The sequence below is a fragment of the Halomonas elongata genome (genome assembly GCF_029081005.1).
In the GTDB taxonomy this organism is placed as follows: domain Bacteria; phylum Pseudomonadota; class Gammaproteobacteria; order Pseudomonadales; family Halomonadaceae; genus Halomonas; species Halomonas elongata_B.
The window spans coordinates 69,318-89,288 of the sequence record NZ_JAJQTQ010000015.1 but is presented as its reverse complement, the minus strand read 5'-3'; the positions used below and the strand labels follow the sequence as shown (position 1 = coordinate 89,288).

Annotated in this window: 18 protein-coding genes and 1 other RNA gene; 8 read left to right on the top strand and 11 right to left on the bottom strand. The window is 65.3% G+C overall.

Going from position 1 to position 19,971, the window contains the following annotated elements:
• Nucleotides 1–14 precede the first annotated feature (14 nt).
• Nucleotides 15–437, bottom strand: a complete 423-nt coding sequence (locus tag LU493_RS12475) for a rhodanese-like domain-containing protein (RefSeq protein ID WP_275288108.1) — start codon at nt 435–437, stop codon at nt 15–17.
• Nucleotides 438–771: 334 nt separating this feature from the next.
• On the opposite strand from LU493_RS12475, the gene gpmI reads away from it, so the two are divergent.
• From gpmI to LU493_RS12460, 3 genes are all read left to right on the top strand, one after another.
• Nucleotides 772–2,346 carry a 2,3-bisphosphoglycerate-independent phosphoglycerate mutase gene (gene gpmI / locus LU493_RS12470; RefSeq protein WP_275288107.1) on the top strand — a complete coding sequence of 525 codons (1,575 nt, stop codon included), beginning with the start codon at nt 772–774 and terminating at the stop codon, nt 2,344–2,346.
• On the top strand, nt 2,259–3,500 hold the full coding sequence (locus LU493_RS12465) for a murein hydrolase activator EnvC family protein (RefSeq protein WP_275288106.1): 1,242 nt from the start codon (nt 2,259–2,261) through the stop codon (nt 3,498–3,500). Before gpmI ends, LU493_RS12465 begins: the two co-directional genes overlap by 88 nt.
• A 104-nt stretch (nt 3,501–3,604) precedes the next feature.
• Nucleotides 3,605–4,888, top strand: a complete 1,284-nt coding sequence (locus LU493_RS12460) for a S41 family peptidase (RefSeq protein WP_275288105.1) — start codon at nt 3,605–3,607, stop codon at nt 4,886–4,888.
• A gap of 10 nt (nt 4,889–4,898) precedes the next feature.
• Here the strand turns inward: LU493_RS12460 and LU493_RS12455 are convergent, their stop codons facing one another.
• The 4 genes from LU493_RS12455 to LU493_RS12440 all read right to left on the bottom strand — a co-directional run bounded on the left by LU493_RS12455 (nt 4,899) and on the right by LU493_RS12440 (nt 9,539).
• Nucleotides 4,899–6,122, bottom strand: a complete 1,224-nt coding sequence (locus LU493_RS12455) for a UbiH/UbiF/VisC/COQ6 family ubiquinone biosynthesis hydroxylase (RefSeq protein WP_275288104.1) — start codon at nt 6,120–6,122, stop codon at nt 4,899–4,901.
• Between the two features lie 45 nt (nt 6,123–6,167).
• On the bottom strand, nt 6,168–7,391 hold the full coding sequence (ubiH, locus tag LU493_RS12450; protein ID WP_275288103.1) for a 2-octaprenyl-6-methoxyphenyl hydroxylase: 1,224 nt from the start codon (nt 7,389–7,391) through the stop codon (nt 6,168–6,170).
• Between the two features lie 65 nt (nt 7,392–7,456).
• On the bottom strand, nt 7,457–8,794 hold the full coding sequence (gene pepP / locus LU493_RS12445; RefSeq protein ID WP_275288102.1) for a Xaa-Pro aminopeptidase: 1,338 nt from the start codon (nt 8,792–8,794) through the stop codon (nt 7,457–7,459).
• A gap of 163 nt (nt 8,795–8,957) precedes the next feature.
• Nucleotides 8,958–9,539 carry a UPF0149 family protein gene (locus LU493_RS12440; protein WP_275288101.1) on the bottom strand — a complete coding sequence of 194 codons (582 nt, stop codon included), beginning with the start codon at nt 9,537–9,539 and terminating at the stop codon, nt 8,958–8,960.
• A 133-nt stretch (nt 9,540–9,672) separates the two neighbouring features.
• On the opposite strand from LU493_RS12440, the gene LU493_RS12435 reads away from it, so the two are divergent.
• The 3 genes from LU493_RS12435 (at nt 9,673) to LU493_RS12425 (ending at nt 10,844) form a co-directional block, all read left to right on the top strand.
• On the top strand, nt 9,673–9,981 hold the full coding sequence (locus tag LU493_RS12435) for a cell division protein ZapA (RefSeq protein ID WP_275288100.1): 309 nt from the start codon (nt 9,673–9,675) through the stop codon (nt 9,979–9,981).
• Nucleotides 9,982–10,030: 49 nt separating this feature from the next.
• Nucleotides 10,031–10,215: non-coding RNA, 6S RNA (gene ssrS, locus LU493_RS12430), on the top strand.
• Between the two features lie 8 nt (nt 10,216–10,223).
• Nucleotides 10,224–10,844 carry a 5-formyltetrahydrofolate cyclo-ligase gene (locus tag LU493_RS12425; RefSeq protein ID WP_275288099.1) on the top strand — a complete coding sequence of 207 codons (621 nt, stop codon included), beginning with the start codon at nt 10,224–10,226 and terminating at the stop codon, nt 10,842–10,844.
• A 423-nt stretch (nt 10,845–11,267) separates the two neighbouring features.
• Here LU493_RS12425 and ilvA read toward each other — a convergent pair whose 3' ends face one another.
• A complete protein-coding gene (gene ilvA / locus LU493_RS12420; RefSeq protein ID WP_275288098.1) occupies nt 11,268–12,782 on the bottom strand; it encodes a threonine ammonia-lyase, biosynthetic in 1,515 nt (504 codons plus the stop codon).
• A 193-nt stretch (nt 12,783–12,975) separates the two neighbouring features.
• Between ilvA and rpiA the strand changes: the two genes are divergently transcribed.
• Nucleotides 12,976–13,653, top strand: a complete 678-nt coding sequence (gene rpiA / locus LU493_RS12415; RefSeq protein ID WP_275288097.1) for a ribose-5-phosphate isomerase RpiA — start codon at nt 12,976–12,978, stop codon at nt 13,651–13,653.
• A 12-nt stretch (nt 13,654–13,665) separates the two neighbouring features.
• On the opposite strand, the gene waaA is transcribed toward rpiA, so the two are convergent.
• Genes waaA through LU493_RS12400 form a run of 3 tightly spaced genes read right to left on the bottom strand, consistent with a single transcriptional unit; the run spans nt 13,666 to nt 17,514 of the window.
• Nucleotides 13,666–14,997, bottom strand: coding sequence for a lipid IV(A) 3-deoxy-D-manno-octulosonic acid transferase (waaA, locus tag LU493_RS12410; RefSeq protein WP_275288096.1), 1,332 nt, complete (start codon nt 14,995–14,997; stop codon nt 13,666–13,668).
• Entirely contained in the window at nt 14,997–16,427 is a 1,431-nt protein-coding gene (gene hldE, locus LU493_RS12405) for a bifunctional D-glycero-beta-D-manno-heptose-7-phosphate kinase/D-glycero-beta-D-manno-heptose 1-phosphate adenylyltransferase HldE (protein ID WP_275288095.1), read from the bottom strand. Before hldE ends, waaA begins: the two co-directional genes overlap by 1 nt.
• Nucleotides 16,417–17,514, bottom strand: coding sequence for a glycosyltransferase family 9 protein (locus tag LU493_RS12400; protein ID WP_275288094.1), 1,098 nt, complete (start codon nt 17,512–17,514; stop codon nt 16,417–16,419). The genes hldE and LU493_RS12400 overlap by 11 nt, the downstream gene beginning before the upstream one ends.
• Here LU493_RS12400 and LU493_RS12395 point away from each other — a divergent pair.
• Nucleotides 17,513–18,223 (top strand): 3-deoxy-D-manno-octulosonic acid kinase, encoded by a 711-nt coding sequence (locus tag LU493_RS12395; protein ID WP_275288093.1) that lies wholly within the window; start codon nt 17,513–17,515, stop codon nt 18,221–18,223. The two genes, LU493_RS12400 and LU493_RS12395, sit on opposite strands and share 2 nt — an antisense overlap.
• Here LU493_RS12395 and LU493_RS12390 read toward each other — a convergent pair.
• Both LU493_RS12390 and LU493_RS12385 read right to left on the bottom strand, forming a co-directional pair.
• Entirely contained in the window at nt 18,211–18,798 is a 588-nt protein-coding gene (locus LU493_RS12390) for a YrbL family protein (RefSeq protein WP_275288092.1), read from the bottom strand. The genes LU493_RS12395 and LU493_RS12390 overlap by 13 nt on opposite strands.
• The gene (locus LU493_RS12385; protein ID WP_275288091.1) at nt 18,792–19,913 is read right to left on the bottom strand and encodes a glycosyltransferase family 4 protein; all 1,122 of its coding nucleotides are present in this window, start codon (nt 19,911–19,913) and stop codon (nt 18,792–18,794) included. Before LU493_RS12385 ends, LU493_RS12390 begins: the two co-directional genes overlap by 7 nt.
• Nucleotides 19,914–19,971 lie beyond the last annotated feature (58 nt).

Below are 19,971 nucleotides of genomic sequence, written 5' to 3'. Positions count from 1 at the left end.
GAGAAACCGGCGTGTCACTTCTTGACCAGCGGCAGGCCATCGGTCTGCCACTGGGTCATGCCGCCCTTGAGCTTGAGCGCACGCTCGAAGCCGGCCTTGGCCAGCTTGCCCTGAACGGCACCGGAACTCTGGCCGTGCTTGCAGACCACGATGACCGGCTTGTCCTTGAACTTGTCGAGCTCGGCGAGGCGGTCATCGACCCGGCTCTGGGGAATATTGCGCGCGCCGGCGATATGGCCTGCCTTGAAGTCCTTGGCCTCGCGGATGTCGAGCACCACGGCGTCCTCACGATTGACCAGCTGGGTGGCCTCGCTGGTGGTCACGCCGTTGGCGCCGCTATTGCGGACCTCGTAGAGGACCCAGGCGAGCAACACCAGCAGGAAGGCGCCCACCAGCAGCGGATGGTTCTGCACGAATTCGAACAGCTGATCGATCATGGCTTGGAGTAACTCTTCTTCGGGTGCACGGTGAACGGGCCGGCAACCGCCGGCGGCGCCCAGTATACATGATGCAGGCCCCGACCGAGGACGGCCAAAATGACGCCCGGTGGACCCGTGCGATATGATGCCGTATGCAGTGGCAAGTCGCGACCCCACCAAGGCAACACGGTTGAAAAGCCGGTGCGAGTGAAGCGCTGCGCCATGTGTGGCTCGGAAGCTCGATGAATACTCCGTCATGTCGTGCTCTCCGTGCGCTCGGCGATATCTGCAGCGTTTCCCCGATGGCCTGCAAGGTGTCGCCCCCATCGCTTCTTCACTACGAGGCCTCTCCATGACCGATACTTCGACCCCCACGCCACGCCCGGTGGCACTGATCATCCTCGACGGCTACGGCCATAACCCGGATGCCGCCCACAATGCGGTCCAGGCCGCGCGTACCCCGGTAATGGACCGCCTCTGGAAAGAACGGCCCCATGCCCTGCTGCATACCGATGGACGCTTCGTGGGCCTGCCGGATGGCCAGATGGGCAACTCGGAGGTCGGCCACATGAACCTCGGGGCCGGACGTATCGTCTATCAGGACTTCACGCGCATCACCAAGGCCATCGAGGACGACGAGCTGGCCGACAATGCCATCCTGACCGACGCCATCGACGCTGCCGTGAGCGCCGGCAAGGCGGTTCACCTGCTGGGCCTGCTGTCACCGGGCGGTGTGCACAGTCACGAGGACCACATCCTGGCCATGGCCGAACTGGCCGCCCAGCGTGGCGCCAGGCGCATCTACCTGCACGGCTTCCTCGATGGCCGCGACACCGCTCCGAAAAGCGCCCTGGCCTCCATCGAGCGCGCCAACGCCAAGCTGGCCGACCTGGTCGGCGCCGACAATGGCTTCGTCGCCTCGCTGATCGGCCGCTATTTCGCCATGGATCGCGATAACCGCTGGTCGCGTGTCGAACAGGCCTACCGCCTGGTCACCGAAGGGCACGGCGACTATCGGGCAGCCAGCGCCGAGGCCGGCCTGCAGGCCGCCTACGAGCGTGACGAGACCGACGAGTTCGTCACATCCACCGCCATTGCCCCCGACGGCATGCCGGTCACCATGGACGACGGCGACGCCGCACTGTTCATGAACTTCCGCGCCGACCGAGCCAGAGAACTGACCCGCGCCTTCGTCGAGGACGATTTCGAGGGTTTCGAGCGCCAGGCCCGGCCCCGGCTGGCCAATGGCAGCCTGGTGACCATGACCCAGTATGCCGCCGACATTCCGGCACCAGCCGCCTTCCCGCCGGCCGATCTGCCCAACACCCTGGGCGAAGTGATGGAGCAGCGCGACCTCACCCAGCTGCGGATCGCCGAGACCGAAAAGTATGCTCACGTCACCTTCTTCTTCTCCGGCGGTCGCGAAGCCGAATTCAAGGGCGAAACCCGGATCCTGGTACCTTCGCCCCAGGACGTGAAGACCTATGACGAGAAGCCCGAGATGAGTGCCGTGGAGGTCACCGACCGCCTGGTCGGCGCCATCGAATCCGACGATTTCGACCTGATCGTGTGCAACTATGCCAACGGCGACATGGTCGGTCATACCGGTGACTTCGATGCCGCCGTGGCCGCCATCGAGGCCGTGGATGCCTGTGTCGGGCGGGTGGTCGAGGCCATGGAGAAGGCCGGCGGTGCCTGCCTGATCACCGCCGACCACGGCAACGCCGAGCAGATGGTGCACCCCGAGACCGGTGCGCCGCAGACCGCCCACACCACCTTCCAGGTGCCGCTGGTCCATGTCGGCGAGCGTCCCCTTCGGCTCCTCGACGATGGCAGCCTGTGCGACCTCGCGCCGACGCTGTTGGCAATGATGGACCAGCCGGTACCCGACGAGATGACCGGCCGGATTCTGATCGCCCCCCAGTGAGACGGGCATTCTCACGGCGACATAGCGCGCGCCACCTGCTGCCCCTGACGCTATGGCTGGCCATGTCGCCGGCCATGGCCGTCACCGATGAGCACGAAGCACGGCAACGGCTCGATGCCATCGGCGAGCGCATTCAGGACGTCTCAAGCGAGCTCGAGACCACCGGTCAGGCCCGGGACGAGGCCAGCGAGGCGCTGCGCGAGATCGAGACGACGCTGGCCGAGACCCACCGTCGACTCGACGACATCCAGTCGCAGCGTCGCGCGCTGCGTGACGAGGTCATCGAACTGGAAGAGGAGCGCGAACGCCTGGAGGCCGAGCGTCAGGAGCAGATCGCTGCCCTGGAGCAACAGGTCGAGGCCCTCTACCGCCTCGGTCTGACGCCACAGCTCAAGCTGCTGCTCAACCAGGACGACCCGAGTCGGCTGGACCGCCTGCAGACCTACCTCAACCATATCGCCGACGCCCGCAACGCCCGGCTGGAAGAACTCGACAGGCTGGACACGGCACTGGACGATAACCAGCAGGCCCTGGACGAGCGCGGGCAACGGCTGGAACAACTGGCCGCCGATCTGGAAAAACGCAGCGCCGAGCTGGCGAGTCAGGTGGACGAACGCGAGGCCCTGGTGGCCAAGCTCGACGAGCGCTACGCCACCAAGGAGGAGCGCCTTTCCGCCCTCGATCAGGAACAGGCCCATGCCGAGCAGGTGCTGCAGCAGGTTCAGGAGCGACTGGCTCGCCTGGAGCGTCCGCCTCCTTCCACCGCCATCGGCGAAACACGAGGCGACCTCCCCTGGCCAGTCCAGGGACAGGTGACATCGGCATTCCACCAGGGACGCGGCGTGCACCGCAATGGCATGCTGATCCGCACCGCGGCTGGCACGCCGGTCGAGGCGGTACATGCCGGCCGAGTGGTGTTCGCCGACTGGATGCGAGGCTTCGGCAATCTACTGATCATCGATCACGGCGATGGCGTGATGACGCTGCATGCCCACTTGCAGCACTTCAGCGTCGGGGTCGGCACGGCCGTCGAGACGGGACAGACCATCGGCGTGGTGGGGGCTTCCGGCGGGCAGTCCTCTCCGGGACTCTATTTCGAGGTACGTCGTGCCGGCGACCCGATCGACCCCCAGGGCTGGGTAGCCCAGCGATAAGCCCCGCGAAGATGTCCGGAACGACAGCCCCTTGCGACAGTGTTTTCTTGGCCGCCATGCCCACGCTATGCTGGGCCTACTCCACTGGAACCGCGAGAGACCGCATGTCCCTTAGTCCCACCCTTCGGCGCCGCCTGGGAGCGATACTGCTGCCCATCGCCGTGCTCGCCGCTCCGCTGCCCGCCGTTGCCGCTCCCGAGACGGAAGACGACCTGCCAGTGGCCGAGATCCAGGCCTTCGCCGAGGTGTTCGAGCGCATCAAGCGCGCCTATGTCGAGGAGGTCGATGACGCCACCCTGCTGCGCAATGCCATGCGCGGCATGTTGAGCGAACTGGACCCGCACTCCACCTACCTCGACGCCGAGGACTACGAGAGTCTGCGCGAATCCACCCAGGGCGAATTCGGCGGCGTGGGTATCGAGGTCGGCAAGCGCGACGGTCAGCTCACCGTGATCACCCCCATCGATGACACGCCCGCCTCGCAAGCCGGCCTCCAGGCCCAGGACACCATCCTGCGCATCGACGACACCCCGACCGAGGGCCTGTCGCTGCAGGAGGCGGTCGAGCTGATGCGCGGCGACCCGGGGACCGAGATCCGCCTGACCATCATGCGCCAGGGCGAGGATACGCCGCGCAACGTCACCCTGGAGCGCGAGATCATTCGTACCCAGAGCGTGAAAAGCGACACCCTGGCCCCGGGCTACGGCTACCTGCGGGTCAGCCAGTTCCAGACCCGCACCGGCGAGCAGGTCATCGACGCCCTGAACGAATTGAACGAGGACGGCCCGCTGCAGGGGCTGGTACTGGATCTGCGCAACAACCCCGGCGGCGTGCTCCAGGCTGCCGTCGACGTGGCCGATGCCTTCCTCGACGATGGCCGCATCGTCTACACCGAAGGCCGGCTGGCCGACAGCGAGTTGAGCTTCTATGCCAACCGCAAGACCACCGCGCCCGATGTGCCGCTGGTGGTGCTGATCAATGGTGGCAGCGCCTCGGCGGCGGAGATCGTCGCCGGCGCCCTGCAGGATCAGCGACGCGGCGTGGTGATGGGCACCGATAGTTTCGGCAAGGGGTCGGTGCAGCAGATCATGCCACTGGGTGAGGACGAAGCGCTCAAGCTGACCACCGCACGCTATTTCACGCCGAGTGGTCGCTCCATCCAGGCCCAGGGAGTCGAGCCCGATGTCGAGGTGGTACGCGGTCGCCTCGAGGTAGCCCAGGACAATGGCCTGCAGGTCCGCGAAGCCGACCTGGAAGGCCATCTGGTCGGCAACGGCGACGGCGCGGAAGACGGTGAACTCAATGCCCGCCTGCGCGACGACTACCAGCTCGGCGAAGCCCTGAACCTGCTCAAGGCCCTGAATGTGCTGGAGGAACGCAAGCGCTGACGAGGCGGGATCAGCGGCAGGCGGCGGGCAGGCGCCCTCGCTGCCCCGCCGCCTGCTGCATCAGCAGCCGCTTGACGGGGCCCAGCCGGTCGACGCCGGCAAGCCCCAGATTACGCGCCAGCGTCAGGGCCGGATGGCGCGCCCCGAAGAGCAGCCGGAACGCATCCATCAGGCATAGCATGGCGGCATTGTCGCCGCGCCGACGACGCGCATAGCGTGCCAGCCAGGCCTCATCGCCCGGGGCGATGCCGCGGCGCCGCGCCTCGAGCAATTCCTCGGCCAGCACCGCCACGTCCATCATCCCCAGGTTGGCCCCCTGACCCGCCAGGGGATGGATACTGTGCGCGGCATCACCCACCAGCGCCAGCCCCGGCAGCGTATAGCGTTCAGCATGACGCTGGGCCAGCGGCAGGCACACCGCGCGATCAGTCGGTGTCACCCGGCCCAGGCAGGCGCCGATGCCGGCCTCCAGCTCCGCCCCCAGCGATGCCGGCGACAGCGCCGCCAACCGCTCGGTTTTGGTCGGCGACGTCGACCAGACGATGGAGCAATGCCGCTCATCGCCGTCCAGCGTCAGCGGCAGAAACGCCAGGGGGCCATCGGCCAGGAAGGCCTGCCGCGCCACGCCTCCATGGGGGCGCTCGGTACGCACCGACGTCACCAGCGCCACCTGGCCGGTGTCATCTGATCGGGTCTCGATCCCGGCCATCTCCCTCAGTGGCGAACGCGCCCCATCGGCGGCCACCACCAGCGGCGCCCTCAGCCTTTCTCCACTTTCCAGGCACAACACCGGATCGTCATCGGACCTCTCGAGTCCGGCGACCCGAGCGGCGAAACGCCGCCGTACCGTCGGCAGCTCCGCCAGACGCGCGTCCAGGGCCGCCACCACGACATCATTCTCGACGATATGGCCGAGGACCGGCAGGCCCGCCTGGTCGGCGGAGAAGCTCACCTCGCCGGTGCCTTCGCCGTCCCAGACCCGCATGCGCCCGTAGGGCGTGACACGACGCTCACGCATCGACGGCCAGACACCCAGGCCATCCAGCAGGCGCTGGGAAACCGGCGTGAGCGCACTGACCCGCAGGTCTGCCGGGCCACACCCCGCCGTCTCGGCGTTCACGGACGACGGGGCGGCATCCAGCAGCATCACCGGCACGCCGGCCTGTCCCAGCAGGCAAGCCAGGGTCGCACCGACCATGCCGCCGCCGACGATGATCACGTCGTGATCCGCCATGTCACCCACCATATGTCATCCCTTCTCCACGCTCGTCTGGTGTCATCACCGCTCCACTCCCATGGCCCGCCTGGCCAGCGTGCGGCGCAGCGGCCCCAACAGGTTGAGCCCCACCAGGCCGGCGGCCCGGGCTCGCGACAACAGCGGATGATCGAAACCGAACAACCGCACCAGGCCATCGCTGAAGCGGATCACATTATCCCGATCCCCGCTGCGGCGCGCCTCGAAATCATTCAAGGTGGCCGCCTCGCCCGGCGCATCGCCTCGCACCACGCCCGCCTCGATGGCGGCCACCAGGTCCATCACGCCCCGCAGGGCCAGGTTGAATCCCTGCCCGGCCACGGGGTGCAGGGCATGGGCCGCATTCCCCATCACCGCCAGCCCCGGACGTACCGTCTCGCTGGCGGTGACCAGCGAGAGGGGATAGGCGTGGCGCTTGCCGACGCGGCGAAAGCGTCCTGCCCGGTCTCCGAAGGTGGCTTGCAGGCGAGCCAGGAAATCGGCGTCGGACAGCGACAGGGCGTCTCGCTCGCGACCGGCCGCAAAGGTCCAGATCAATGCCATGTGCTGCCCGGCCATGGGCAGCAAGGCGATGGGACCGGAATCCGTGAAACGCTCGTAGGCGATGCCATCGTGCGGGCGGTCGAGGGCTACGGTGGCGATCACGGCAACCTGCTCATAGGGGCGCTCCCGGCTCTCGATGCCGAGGCGCTCCTTGAGCCCCGAGCGACCGCCATCGGCCAGCACCGTCAGGCCGGCCTCGAGGCAGGCGCCATCGGAGAGGGCCAGTCGATGCCCCCCGGCCCGAGGCTGGATGCCTTCCACACGGGCCGGGCAGTGCCAGGCCAGGGGCAACTCGGTGAGTCGGCGATGCAGGACACGCCCCACCCAGGCATTGGGAATCACGTGACCCATGGCGTCTTCGCCGAATTCCTCGGCACGCAGCCGGGTCGTGCCCAGCCGGCCCTGCTCGCTGACATGGATACAGCGAATCGGAGAGGCCCGCTCGGCCATCTTCGACCATACGCCCAGGTTATCGAAATGGTTCGCCGTGCCCCGGGAAATGGCGCTCGCCCGAGCATCGAAGCTCGGTTGCCAGGGGGCATCCAGGCCATCGGGCAAGGGAGCCGCCTCGATCACCGCCACGGACAGCCCCCGGTCACGCATCAGCGGCGCCAGCGCCGCCCCCAGGCTGGCGCCGACCAGACCACCACCGACGATCGCGATATCCACGCGCTGTGGCGTATCAGACGAGGGCGATTCGCTCATGCGAGACTCTCCAGTATTTCATAACGTACATTACATAAAAGATGATTCGAGAACTTGCGAAGCGATCACTTTTCATCCATCAAGGCCTCGATATCAGCCACCCGTTTCGGTACCGCTCGTGTCAGCACCTCATGCCCCTCGGGCGTCACGACCACATCGTCCTCGATACGAATGCCGATGCCGCGAAATACCACCGGCAGATCGTCGTCGTCCGGCAGATAGAGTCCGGGTTCAATGGTGAGCACCATGCCCGGCCTCAGGGCTCGCGGCTCATCATTCGGGCGATAGCTGCCCACATCGTGAACATCGAGCCCCAACCAGTGAGAGGTGGCGTGAGGATAGAAGCGGCGTGCGACGATCGCCTCGGGCGTTTCCTCGCCATCCTCGGCCAGGATCCCCAGGGCCACGAGGCCGGCGGCGAGATCCCTCACCACGCCTCGGTGGATCGCCGCGAGGGTAGTACCGGGGTGCACGGCCTCGATGGCCCGCTCCTGGGCCGCCAGCACCACCTCGTACAGTGCCCGCTGCGCCGGCGTGAAGCGCCCGTTGACCGGAAAGGTCCGCGTGATATCACCGGCATAGAGATCGAATTCGACACCGGCGTCGACCAACACCAGCTCCCCGTCACGCAAGGGGTCTCGATTATCAATGTAGTGCAGCACACCGGCGTTGCGACCGCCAGCGACGATACTGGCGTAGGCCGGCCCGCTACCTCCATGCCAGCGAAACTCATGCTCCAGCTCGGCCTGTAGCTGGTATTCGGCGAGACCCGCACGGCAGGCTCGCATTGCCCGTCGATGGGCATGGGCAGAAATGTCGCCGGCATGGCGAAGCAGCGCGACCTCGTTGTCGCTCTTGGCGAGGCGCTGCTCATGCAGCATCGGCGCCACATCGGCAAGGCCAGGCAGGGCCTGCCCGCCCTGACGGGACCAAGCCCCCAGCGCCTCATGCAGCCGCTCCGCCAGATGCAGCGCCGAGGCGTCGCCCAGGGGTAGATAGAGCGTGACTCGCCCCGCCAGCAACTCGACCAGCCGAGCATCACGTTCGGCATTCTCGAAGGCCTGGTCGACACCATGAGCACGAACGGCCCCTTCGGCACCGAGACGATACCCCGTCCATGCCTCCATCGACGGATCACGGTCCTGGCAGAACAGCACGCATTCTCCTTCGGTGCGACCGGGCAGCAACAGCAGCAGGGCATCCGGTTCGGGAAAGCCGGTCAGGTAGTGAAAGTCGCTGTCCTGGCGAAACGGGAACTCGCTGTCACGGGAACGTGTGACCAGGGAGGCGCCGAGCAGCAGCACGGCGGCATCCGCCGGCAGGTTATCCATGAGGCGACGGCGTCGCCTCCGATACTCGTCCAGGCTGATGGCAGGCGGGCGGCACTCGGCTTCGGTCGACATGGCGACTCCTGGGTCAAGCGTGAAGGGGGGGAGACGAGGGGCATCAGACTCGGGCAACCGCAAGCGGATTCGAGCCGTCCCTGGCCGGGCCCACAAGGCAGCCGCCAGGGATGACGGCTACAACATGGCGGTGCACTCGCGCAGAACGTGAAACGGCATGTCCTCAGTGGGCCGGCCCCGGCTCCTCGACCTGCTCCACCTGCGGCTTGCCCGGATGCTGCTCGGTATAGAGCAGCATGGCAGCCATCCTCGCATGCTCGGTCAGCGCAAACAGGTCGTTCTCGTTCTCGGCGCTATCGTCGAGGTCGGTCTCGATGTCAGCCAGACCGCCCAGGTCGTCGATGGCCTCCCTGAGCGACTCCGACCAGCCCTTGCGTGGCCCGTCGCCGGCATCCTGAACCACCTCGAGGAATCCCAGGGTCCATTCCTGGAGGCCCTGGGCACGTTCCGCCAGCGAGAACAGCTCATCGGGCAGAAGAGGCTCATAGTTCATCTCCGCGGCGGACAAGGCCTCCAGCGTCTGGCGTCGCCAACCCAGCAGGCGCTCGGCGGATGGCTCGTCCCTGGGCTGCTCGACACCCAGATTGAGGCAGACCATCTCCAGCCAGCCTTCGGCATCGAGATCGTGCAGTGCCAGCGAGGCGCACAGGCGGCCGTCCAGGAAGGCCGGGGACTGCATGCTGCCATGCAGCAGGAAGGTATCGGCGATGGTGGAAAAGTCCTGGCGTTCGTTGATCAATGACATGACGCGATCCATGGTGGGGCCGCGCGCGTTGACCGCGCTTGAACGGCTCTCTTATAGTGACTGAAACTTCGTATTCCCCTCGATGTTAACGCATCGACCCCCCGAGGCGCGCCCTCGGCCCTCCGGAGCACCCATGAGCGACTCTTCACGGCCCACCATCGAGATCACCCTGCTGGAACGGCAGTACGTCATCGCCTGTCCACCGGACGAGGAAGACAAGCTCGAGCGCGCGGCACGTTATCTGGACCGCGCCATGCAGGGCATCCACGCCCAGGGCAAGGTGGTCGACCGCGAGAGGGTCGCCATCATGGCGGCCCTGAACATTGCCAACGAGCTGCTCGAGACCCAGGACGAACAGCGCGCCGGCGAGCAGAGCCTGAGCGAACTCAGCCAGCGCCTGGAGAAGGCGCTGGCCGATGCTCCCGGTCGTCAAGGGGCCTGAGGGGGATTCTTCCCTTTGGCCAGGCCGACGGCTCTGCTAGGATAGAAAGCGTTCCCTGGGGTGTCCGCCAGTCGTTATCGTCCCTCGAGCCTATGCGCATTACCCAGGGGGCCAACAGCTAGTCGGACCCGTGTGCATGTCCGTGAGACGGAAAGCCTGACGGTTCGACTGCGGCCACCCACCTTGAACCAATGGGTTCAAGGGCCAGAACGACAGCGGCACTCTGGGGAACTTCCTTCATCATGAGCGTCATGCAGGATACCGCCGCACCACAGGCACGACGCGAACTACGGCGAGAACTTCGGCGCCGTCGTCGTGAACTCGACCGGCGCGAGCAGGAGGCCGCCGCCATGCGGCTGTGCCGCTCCCTGCGACGATTGCCGGAGATCTTCAGCGCCCGGCGCGTGGCACTTTACCTGCCCAACGACGGCGAGATCGACCCGACCCCCCTGCTACCCTGGCTCGCGAAACGCGGGGCCCGTGCCTATCTCCCGGTACTGCGCCCCCTGGCACCCAATACCCTGTGGTTCGTCCACTACCATGGCGACACGCCCATGGTGACCAATCGCTTCGGCATCTCCGAACCCGATACTCGATACGGCGCGCATCGCGCCCGACGCCAGGCGGCCTGGACCCTGGATGCCATCCTCATGCCGCTGGTCGGCTTCGACGATGATGGCCAGCGTATCGGCATGGGAGGCGGCTTCTACGATCGCACCCTCGCTTTCACCCGTCGCCCCGGCCCCCGACCTCGACTGATCGGCCTGGCCCACGACTGCCAGCGCGTCGAACGGCTCCCGGTAGCCCCCTGGGATGTCCCCCTGGACGCCATCGTCAGTGATCGCCGAATCCTGCGCCCCTGAATCAAGCCGCTTCCAACGAAGAAGGCGGCCGATGCATTACGCGTCGGCCGCCTCGGCATTCATCTCATGGGAGCAGGTGGACAAAATCGCGATCAGTTGCCCGCCAGCGCCTGCGCATAGCCGGTCGCCACGACCGCGATGCTGAACAGCAGCACCAGTACCATGATCAGATCGGGCTTGCGCTTCATCGTCGACTCCCTGTTCGTCCAGCAGTTTCTGCCGTTATCATGTTCAAAACGACCTCGTTTCTCCGGCGACGCTGTCGCCATCTCCGGGAAACATTATCGGGACGACGACAGCGTTCCTTCGGGCTGTGAGAGTAGCCGAAGGCCCCGGACATGACAACCGCCATCCCCGGGAAAGTCGTGAAATAAGTTGATCTGACAGGCGTCTTGAAGTGAGTCAGCGCTCACTTTTCATGCATCACGCCATGAACAGCCGATATGCCGGGTTCTCGCTTTCCTTCCAGTAGCGATACCCGATGTCATCGAAGTACCCCTCGACATGACGATGATCGCCATTGGGCACCTGCATGCCCACCAGCACGCGTCCATAGGCGGCACCATGATTGCGATAGTGGAACAGCGAAATGTTCCAGTCCTGGGGCAGGTGGGTCAGGAAATTCATCAGGGCGCCGGGACGCTCGGGGAATTCGAAACGATACACTTCCTCCTCGAAGTGCTCCTGCGGACGTCCTCCTCCCAGATGACGAATATGCAGCTTGGCCAGCTCGTTGTCGGTGAGATCTTCCACCGGGTAGCCGGCACCTCGCAGCTTGTCGATCACTGCCTGGCGATCCTCGCCGCCCGGCTTGACCTGAACGCCGACGAAGATATGCGCCTGCTCGGGGTCGGCATAGCGATAGTTGAACTCGGTGACCATGCGCTTGCCGACGGTCCGGCAGAACTTCTTGAAACTGCCGGGGCGCTCGGGAATGGTGACCGCCAGGATCGCCTCGCGCTGCTCGCCCAGCTCGGTACGCTCGGCGATGTGCTGCAGGCGATCGAAGTTGGTGTTGGCACCCGAGTTGATGCACACCAGCGTCTCCCCGGTGGCTCCGGTCGACTGGATGTACTTCTTGAGGCCCGCCAGCGACAGTGCCCCGGAGGTCTCGGACACCGCCCGGGTCTCCTCGAAGATGTCCTTCACCGCGGCGCACATCTCGTCGGTGTTGACGGTGATGACATCATCCACCAGGTCACGCATGATCGCGAAGGGCGCCTCGCCGATCTGCGCCACGGCCACGCCCTCGGCGAAGACGCCGACCTGGTCGAGCGTCACGCGTTCGCCGCTTTCCAGCGCGGCCTTGAGACAGGCGCTGTCCTCCGACTCCACGCCGATCACCTTGATCTCCGGGCGCAGGTACTTGACGTAGGCGGCCACGCCGGCAATCAGCCCCCCGCCTCCCACCGGGACGAAGATCGCATCCAGGCGCCCGGCCTGCTGCCGCAGGATCTCCATGGCAACGGTCCCCTGACCGGCGATGACATCGGTATTGTCGAAGGGCGGGATATAGGTATAGCCGTGCTCCTCGATCAACTCCTGGGCGTGGGCGGCGGCAGCGGCGAAGGCATCGCCCTTGAGCACGACCCTGGCCCCCCAGGCACGCACCGCCTGGACCTTGATTTCCGGCGTGATGCGCGGCATCACGATCACGGCCTTGACGCCCATCTGCTTGGCGGCCATCGCCAGCCCCTGGGCGTGATTGCCCGCCGAAGCGGCGATCACGCCCTTGGCTTTCTGCTCGTCGGTCAGTTGGGCCATGCAGTTGTAGGCGCCGCGAATCTTGAAGGAGTGAACCGGTTGCAGGTCCTCGCGCTTGATCAGGATCTGGTTGTTGAATCGGCGGGAGAGGAAGGGGGCCGGCGAAATCGGCGTTTCCCGGGCGGCTTCATAGACCCGGGCCTGGAGGATTTTCTTGACGGTGGCTTCGAGCATCCTGATATCCCAATGGGGTAGCGCGTGAGAACCGCGGGAGTCACGGGCACCACGGACATGTGCCCGACGCGTCCCAATGCGGCTGAAGGGAACCCTTATTGGTAGCATTCTGCCTGCCACGGCGTCCAGCACGAGGCGACGACATGGCCTATAATGGCGCCGCATTCGCCACCTACCGGACAGCGAGCAGGACATGACCCAGGACGAACTCAAGGACGCCGTGGCCACCGCCGCCCTCGACGAGATCCGCCCGTTACTCGGGCGAAATACCGTCATTGGCGTCGGCACCGGCTCCACCGCCAATCGCTTCATCGACAAGCTGGCCACGCTGCGCGGCGATTTTCGCGGCGCAGTGGCCAGTTCGGAGGCTACCGCCGAGCGCCTGCGTGGCCACGGGATCGATGTCTTCGAGCTCAACGAGACCGGCACGCTTCCCGTCTATGTCGACGGCGCCGACGAAGTGAACGCTCACCTTCACATGATCAAGGGCGGCGGCGCGGCCCTCACTCGGGAGAAGATCGTCGCCGCCTGCTCGGAACGCTTCGTGTGCATCGCCGATGCCTCCAAGCGTGTCGAGCGCCTGGGCGACTTCCCCCTGCCCCTGGAGGTGATTCCCATGGCGCGTTCCTATGTGGCACGGGAGCTGGTCAAGCTGGGAGCGGACCCGGTCTACCGCGACGGGGTGGTGACCGACAACGGCAACCAGATCCTCGACTGCTATGAATTCATGATCGACGACCCGGAGGCTATGGAGGCCCGGCTCAACGCCATCGTCGGCGTGGTGACCAACGGCCTGTTCGCCGCCCGGGGCGCCGATGTGCTCCTGCTCGGTACCGACCGGGGAGTCGAGCGCCTGACGCCTGCAGGGTAAGCGAGCAACAACCTACCTCGCCAGGAGCGTTTCCAGGCCTTCCATGGTACGGGCCAGGGCCCCTCGGTTGGTCTCGACCACCGCTCGACCGGCCTCGGCGAGCCGCTGCCTTTCCGCCGGCTCGCCGAACAATCTCAGCAGGGCCGACGCCAGGGCATCGCCATCGGCCACTTCCACCAGGGCTCCGTGCTCGCGCAGCGCCTCGGCCACGTCCTCGAAGTTGGCCAACTCAGGACCGGTCAGGACCGGCACCCCCATGGCAGCCGGTTCGAGCAGATTGTGACCTCCCACCGGCACGAGGCTACCGCCGACGAAAGCCAGGTCCGCCGCCCCATAGAGGCTATTCAATTCGCCCATGGTATCGCCCAGATAAACGGCCGTCCCGGCGCCCGGTATCTCGCCTCTCGAACGCCGGGCCAGGACCAGCCCACGAGCCGCGCAAAGCTCGGCCACCGCCTCGAAGCGCCGGGGATGACGCGGCACCAGAATCAGCAACGCCTCGGGCAGCGCTTCACGCACCCTGGCATGGGCCGCCAGCAACGCCTCGTCCTCGCCGGGATGCGTGGACCCCGCGACCCAGACCGGCCGCTCGCCCAACGACCAACGCAAGCGCTCACTTACCTTGAAAATACCGTCCTCAAGGGAGATATCGAACTTCAACGAGCCGGTTACCGAGATGGCCTGCTCCGCCATGCCGAGCTCCCCGAAGCGTTCGGCATCCTGTCGTGACTTGGCGCCCAGCCAGTCGACATGGGAAAGCGCCTCGCGCATCAAGCGACGCAGGCGCCGGTATGTCCGCAGTGAGCGCGCCGACAGGCGGCCGTTCACCACGGCCACGGGCACGTCACACCGTCCGCAGGAGGCCAGCAGATTGGGCCAGAGTTCGGTTTCGAAGAAGATCGCCAGCGCCGGCTGGAGACGAGCGACGAAACGCCGGGCGGCGCAGGGGAAGTCCAGGGGCAGGAAGTAATGGCTCACTTCGCCGCCTCCCTCGCCGCTGTCGGCGTCGGCGTCGGCGTCGGCGTCGGCGTCGGCGTCGGCGTCGGCCAGCGCCATGGCACGCTCGGCACCGGTGGCCGTCATGGTGGTGATCACCAGACGACGCTGCGGATGGCGCCTGCGCAGGGCCTCGATCAGCGGCCGAGCGGCCTGGACCTCGCCGACCGAGGCGCAATGCAGCCACACGGGGCGATCGGCGGCCGACGAGGCGGGGATCCAGCCGAACCGCTCGCCCCGGGAGCAGCCGGCACGATGCTCACGCCACACACGCCACCAGAGCAACGGCGCCAGCGTCAGCAGGACGGCGGAATAGAGCCGACGCGTCCAGGGGTGGCCACCGGCCATCAGCGTTCCCGATCGAGAATGGTGGAAATCATGGCCGTGGTGGAAACGCCGTCCTCGAAGCCCAGCACCGTCACCTCGCCCCCGGCGGCGCGCACCGCCTCGCCACCGGCGATCTGTTCGGGGCGATAGTCGCCACCCTTGACCAGCACGTCGGGCAACACCGCCTCGATCAGCCGCTGCGGAGTGTCCTCGGCGAACGGCACCACCCAGTCGACGGCGCCCAGCCCGGCCAGCACCTGCATGCGCCGCGCCAGGGGGTTGATCGGCCGCGAGGCACCCTTCAGGCGCCCGATGGAGGCATCGTCGTTGACCGCCACGATCAGCCGATCGCCGAGCTGGCGGGCGTGTTCGAGGTAGGCGACGTGGCCGGCATGCAGAATGTCGAAACAGCCGTTGGTCATCACCACTCGCTCACCCCGAGCCTGGGCGGCACGCACCGCTTCACACAACGGGGCCTCCTCGATGGCACCGAACTCGGCCAGCTTGTCGCCGTGCAGCGCGGTGTAGAGCTCGGCGATGGACAAGGTCGCGGTACCGGGCTTGGCCACCACCAGGCCGGCGGCCAGGTTGGCGAGTGTCATGGCCTCGGGGAAGCCGTGGCCGGCCGCCAGCGCCAGCCCCAGCACGCCGATCACGGTATCCCCGGCGCCGGTCACGTCGAAGACCTCCCGGGCCCGCGTCGGCAGGTGCAGAGGGTCGGCCCCCTCGCGAATCAGGGTCATGCCCTTCTCGCTACGGGTGATCAGCAGTGCCTCGAGTTCCAGCTCGGCGCGTAGCGCCTCACCGCGAGCCGCCAGGGTGGCGTCATCGGGACAAGGGCCCATCACCGCCTCGAACTCGGTCAGGTTGGGGGTGATCACGCTGGCACCGCGGTACTTGCTGAAATCGCTGCCCTTGGGGTCGACCAGCACCCGTTTGCCGGTGTCGCGCACGCGGGCGATCAGGGTGGCGACATCGGTCAGGGTTCCCTTGCCGTAATCGGAGAGGATCACCAGGTCGGCGTCGGGTAACGCTTGCTCCACCTGTACCGACAACCCGTGGGTATCGACCTTGCCCAGCCCTTCCTCGAAATCGAGTCGGATCAGTTGCTGGTTGCGGCTCATCACTCGCAGCTTGGTGATGGTCGGTATCTCGGGGCTGCGAGAGAAGTGAGTGCTTACACCGGAGTCTTCCAGACGATGCATCAGCCGATCGGCGTTGTCGTCATCGCCGACCAGGCCAGCCAGGGCGGCTCGAGCCCCGAGCGAGGCGATATTGAGCGCCACGTTGGCCGCGCCACCCGGACGGTCTTCATCCTCCTCGACCCTGACCACGGGAACAGGGGCCTCGGGAGAGATGCGCGAGGTGCCGCCATGCAAGTAGCGATCGAGCATGACATCGCCCACCACCAGCAGGCGTGAGTGCTCCAGGGCGGTCAGATCAAGTTTCATCGGGGAACTCCGTTGGCTTGCGGGGCGAGGACGTGGCCAGCAATGCTTCAAGTCGATCGATCACGTCATCGGCACGAATCAGCGACATGGCGTCGGGATGACGCACACGCTGCCCCCAGGGCAGGGTGTCGGGGTCCTTGTGCAAATAGCGGCGTACCGCCTCGGGATAGCGGTTGACCACGAAATCCCGCCAGCGATAGGGGCCGGCACGCTCCGGGTTGGTGGTGGCAAACAGGCCGACGGTCGGCGTGCCCATGGCATTGGCCATGTGCACCGGCCCCGAATCCGGCGCGATCACCGTCCGCGCCTCGTCGATCAATGCCAGCAGTCCCTTGAGCGAGGATTCGCCGATCGCATCGATGACCGCGCCGGACTGGGCCTGGGCCGCGATGCGTTGGCCCATCTCGCGCTCCTGAGTACTGCCCCCGCCCGTCAGCACCGTCTTCAGGCCATGTTGCACCCAGGCGTGTTCGACCACCGCCGCGTAGCCTTCGGCGGACCAGTTGCGAAAATTGCGCAGGCGCGGGTTGGCACAGGGGCTCATCAGGATGTAAGGGCTTCCCGACGTGAAGCCGGCGGCCTCCTGGCGGGCGGCCTCGGGCACCGGCAATGACCAGTCCAGCGAGAGGTCCTCGACGCCCATCAGACGGGCAAAATCGAGAAAGGATTCCAGCACATGGGCCCGTGGGTGCGGATTCAGCTGGCGATGAGTGAACCAGTGCTGGGCATCCTTGGCTCGCGCCTTGTCGTAGCCGATGCGCAGGTCCGCCTTGAGCCCCAGCGACAGCACGCTGGCCCGCAGTGCCTGTTGCATGTGCAACAGCACATCGAAACGGGTATCGCCGAGGCGCCGCCAGAGCTCGCGCATGCCCGCCAGTCCGGTGGACTTGTCATAGACGATGAACTCGACCCCGGAAAGCCCGGCCAGTAGACTGTGCTCGCCCTTGCCGATGATCCAGGTGATGCGTGCCTCGGGCCATTGGCGTTGCAACGCGCGAACCGTCGGTACCAGATTGCAGACATCGCCCAGGGCAGAGAGACGCAGCACACCAATGTGCTCGGGTCGGTCGGGCAGAGGATGCTTCATGCGATTGGCAACGTATCGAAAGGGAAAGACTTGCATTCTATATGATGCGGATAGTTTATGTGACGCCGACGGGGCGCCACAAATCGGCCCGCATCACCTCGATCCCGAGCACTGGCGCCGAACAGGCAAGGTCGTCGGCGAAGCCCCCGGACGCGGCGCCAGTCTGTTTCTCCAGGCGGGGCACGAGCAATGGGTGCTGCGCCCCTACCGCCGCGGCGGTCTCGTCGCCCGAATCAGCGCCGATCGCTACCTGTGGTGCGGAGTGGAGCGCAGCCGCGCCTTTCGCGAAATGCGCCTGACCGCCCACCTCCATGCCCTCGACCTGCCCGTACCTCGCCCGGTGGCCGCCGGCGTGACGCGCGCCGGTCTCACCTACGAGGCCAGCCTGATCACCGTTCGCCTGCCCGGTTCGCGCGCCCTGGCCGAGTGTCTTCCCGAGGCCGACACGCCCTTGCTGCACCGAGTCGGCGATACCATACGACGTTTCCACGATGCCGGCCTCGACCACGTGGACCTCAACGCCCGCAACCTGCTGATCGCCCCCTCGGGTTCGGTCTGGCTGATCGATCTCGACCGGTGTCGCCTTCGCCGTCCAGGCCGATGGCAGCAGGCCAATCTCGAGCGCCTGGAACGCTCGTTGCAGAAGTTCCTGGCACCCAGCGAAGCGTCACGGGTAGCTCGGGTGATCACCCGCGGTTATGAAGGCTGACCGGTCTGCATGGCCGCAAAATGCGGCTCAACGAATTTGGCGATGAACTTTGCCCACTTGCGCCGTATCTTTCGCCCCCCCAGCCAAGGCAGGTACTCAGGCAGCGGAATCAGCTCCGAGGCACCCAGGCCATCTATTAACATGACGGTCGTGGCATCCGGCCTCTCGATCACCAGCAGATTGCTCATCACCAGGTCGCAGGGCACCACGTTATACGTCAACAAATACGCCTTGAGCGCATCAAGCCCCTCCCAGAAGCGGCTGATTTGCCGGGGTGTCAGCGGCACACTCAAGTATTGGGCGACATTGGGCGGTAGCTTGCCTTGATCATCAACGACCAGTTGCTGCTCGAAACCGATCAGGGCTTCATCTTCCACTATCCCGAAAAACTCTGGAATGTGTGTAAAAGGAATACCCCGGCGCCTCAAGGTCTGAAAATAGCGTAGTTCGCGACGGGTCTGCTTGGCCTTGTCTTTGCGACTGAGCTTGATGCAGCGTGACGGATCGTCTGGATGGAGATAGCAGTTGCGCTCATCCCCCCGCCCAATGATGTCCCAATGGTCGACCGTCAGCATCGGGTTGCCTGCTTCTGCCGATAGACGTCCAGGATGCAGCGGTAGTTCTCATCCATGACTTCTTTGACATCAAGCTTCAATGCCGTGTCTCGGCATTGTTCTCGCAATGACGCATCACCTTTGCGAGACGCCCAATAAGCCATGGCGGACGTCAAGCTGGCTATATTATCGGCCCGATCGATTACCGAGGCCACCTCGGATGATACTACCTCTTTTGCCCCGCAGTTTTCCGTGGTGATGACGGGTGTACCGCAGGCAAGCGCTTCGAGCATGGTAAAACCGAAAGGCTCATAATATGCCGGCAGCACATAACAGTCAGCGAGAGAAAAGTACCGTTCCGGAGACGACTGTTCGCCCAGAAAAAGGCATTTTTCGGCTATGCCAAGTTGTCGTGCCAACTCTTCAAACTTCGCCTGTCGGGAGTCGCGTCCCACTACCAGGAGATGTGCGTCGATGTCGAGTCGAGAGAACGCCTCAAGGGTCGAGGCCAATCCCTTACGCTGATAGCCGGTACCGAGAAACAGGAAGACCGGCCAGGATGCATTCAGCTCCAGCTCTCGAGCAAGATCAGGTACACTGTCACCCAGGCGTTCTCGGTCGAAACGTCGCGTATCGACAAAGTTGTGAATCACCGAGCGCTTTTCGACAGGAACCTCGTAGGCTTCAGCGATCTCCCTATCGCTCTGCCAAGAATTGGATACAACATGATAGTAGGCCCCGAGTGTCATGGCCCGAGCCTCGATTCGCGCCGCAACCCTGTCCTTCCAACGCCACTGACGCTTCGGTTTGGAGATCAGATGACGATGGACAGTACCTCCACCGATTCGCAACAAGTCGTGGGTCCAGGTTTTTCCCAAGCCATAGACAAGATCATAGTCCTCAGCTTCCACGTGACGCTCTACTGCCTGGGCAAAACGCCACATGCGCTGGGCCTTTCCAATACTGAATGGACGCAAGCGAACAAAACGAATGGCTGGATGAGGTGGGGCTGAATGAGAGCGGCATATGATCGTTACCTTTTCTCCACGTTCAGCCAAGTAACGCGACAATTCATTGAGAAATCTTTCGGTACCTCCGGATGCCGCATGACGCATGTGCACTAACGCTATTTTCATGAGCACTCCTTAGTGCCCACATGGACACTGGCGATGTTTACCAGCAAACCGAAGTTAC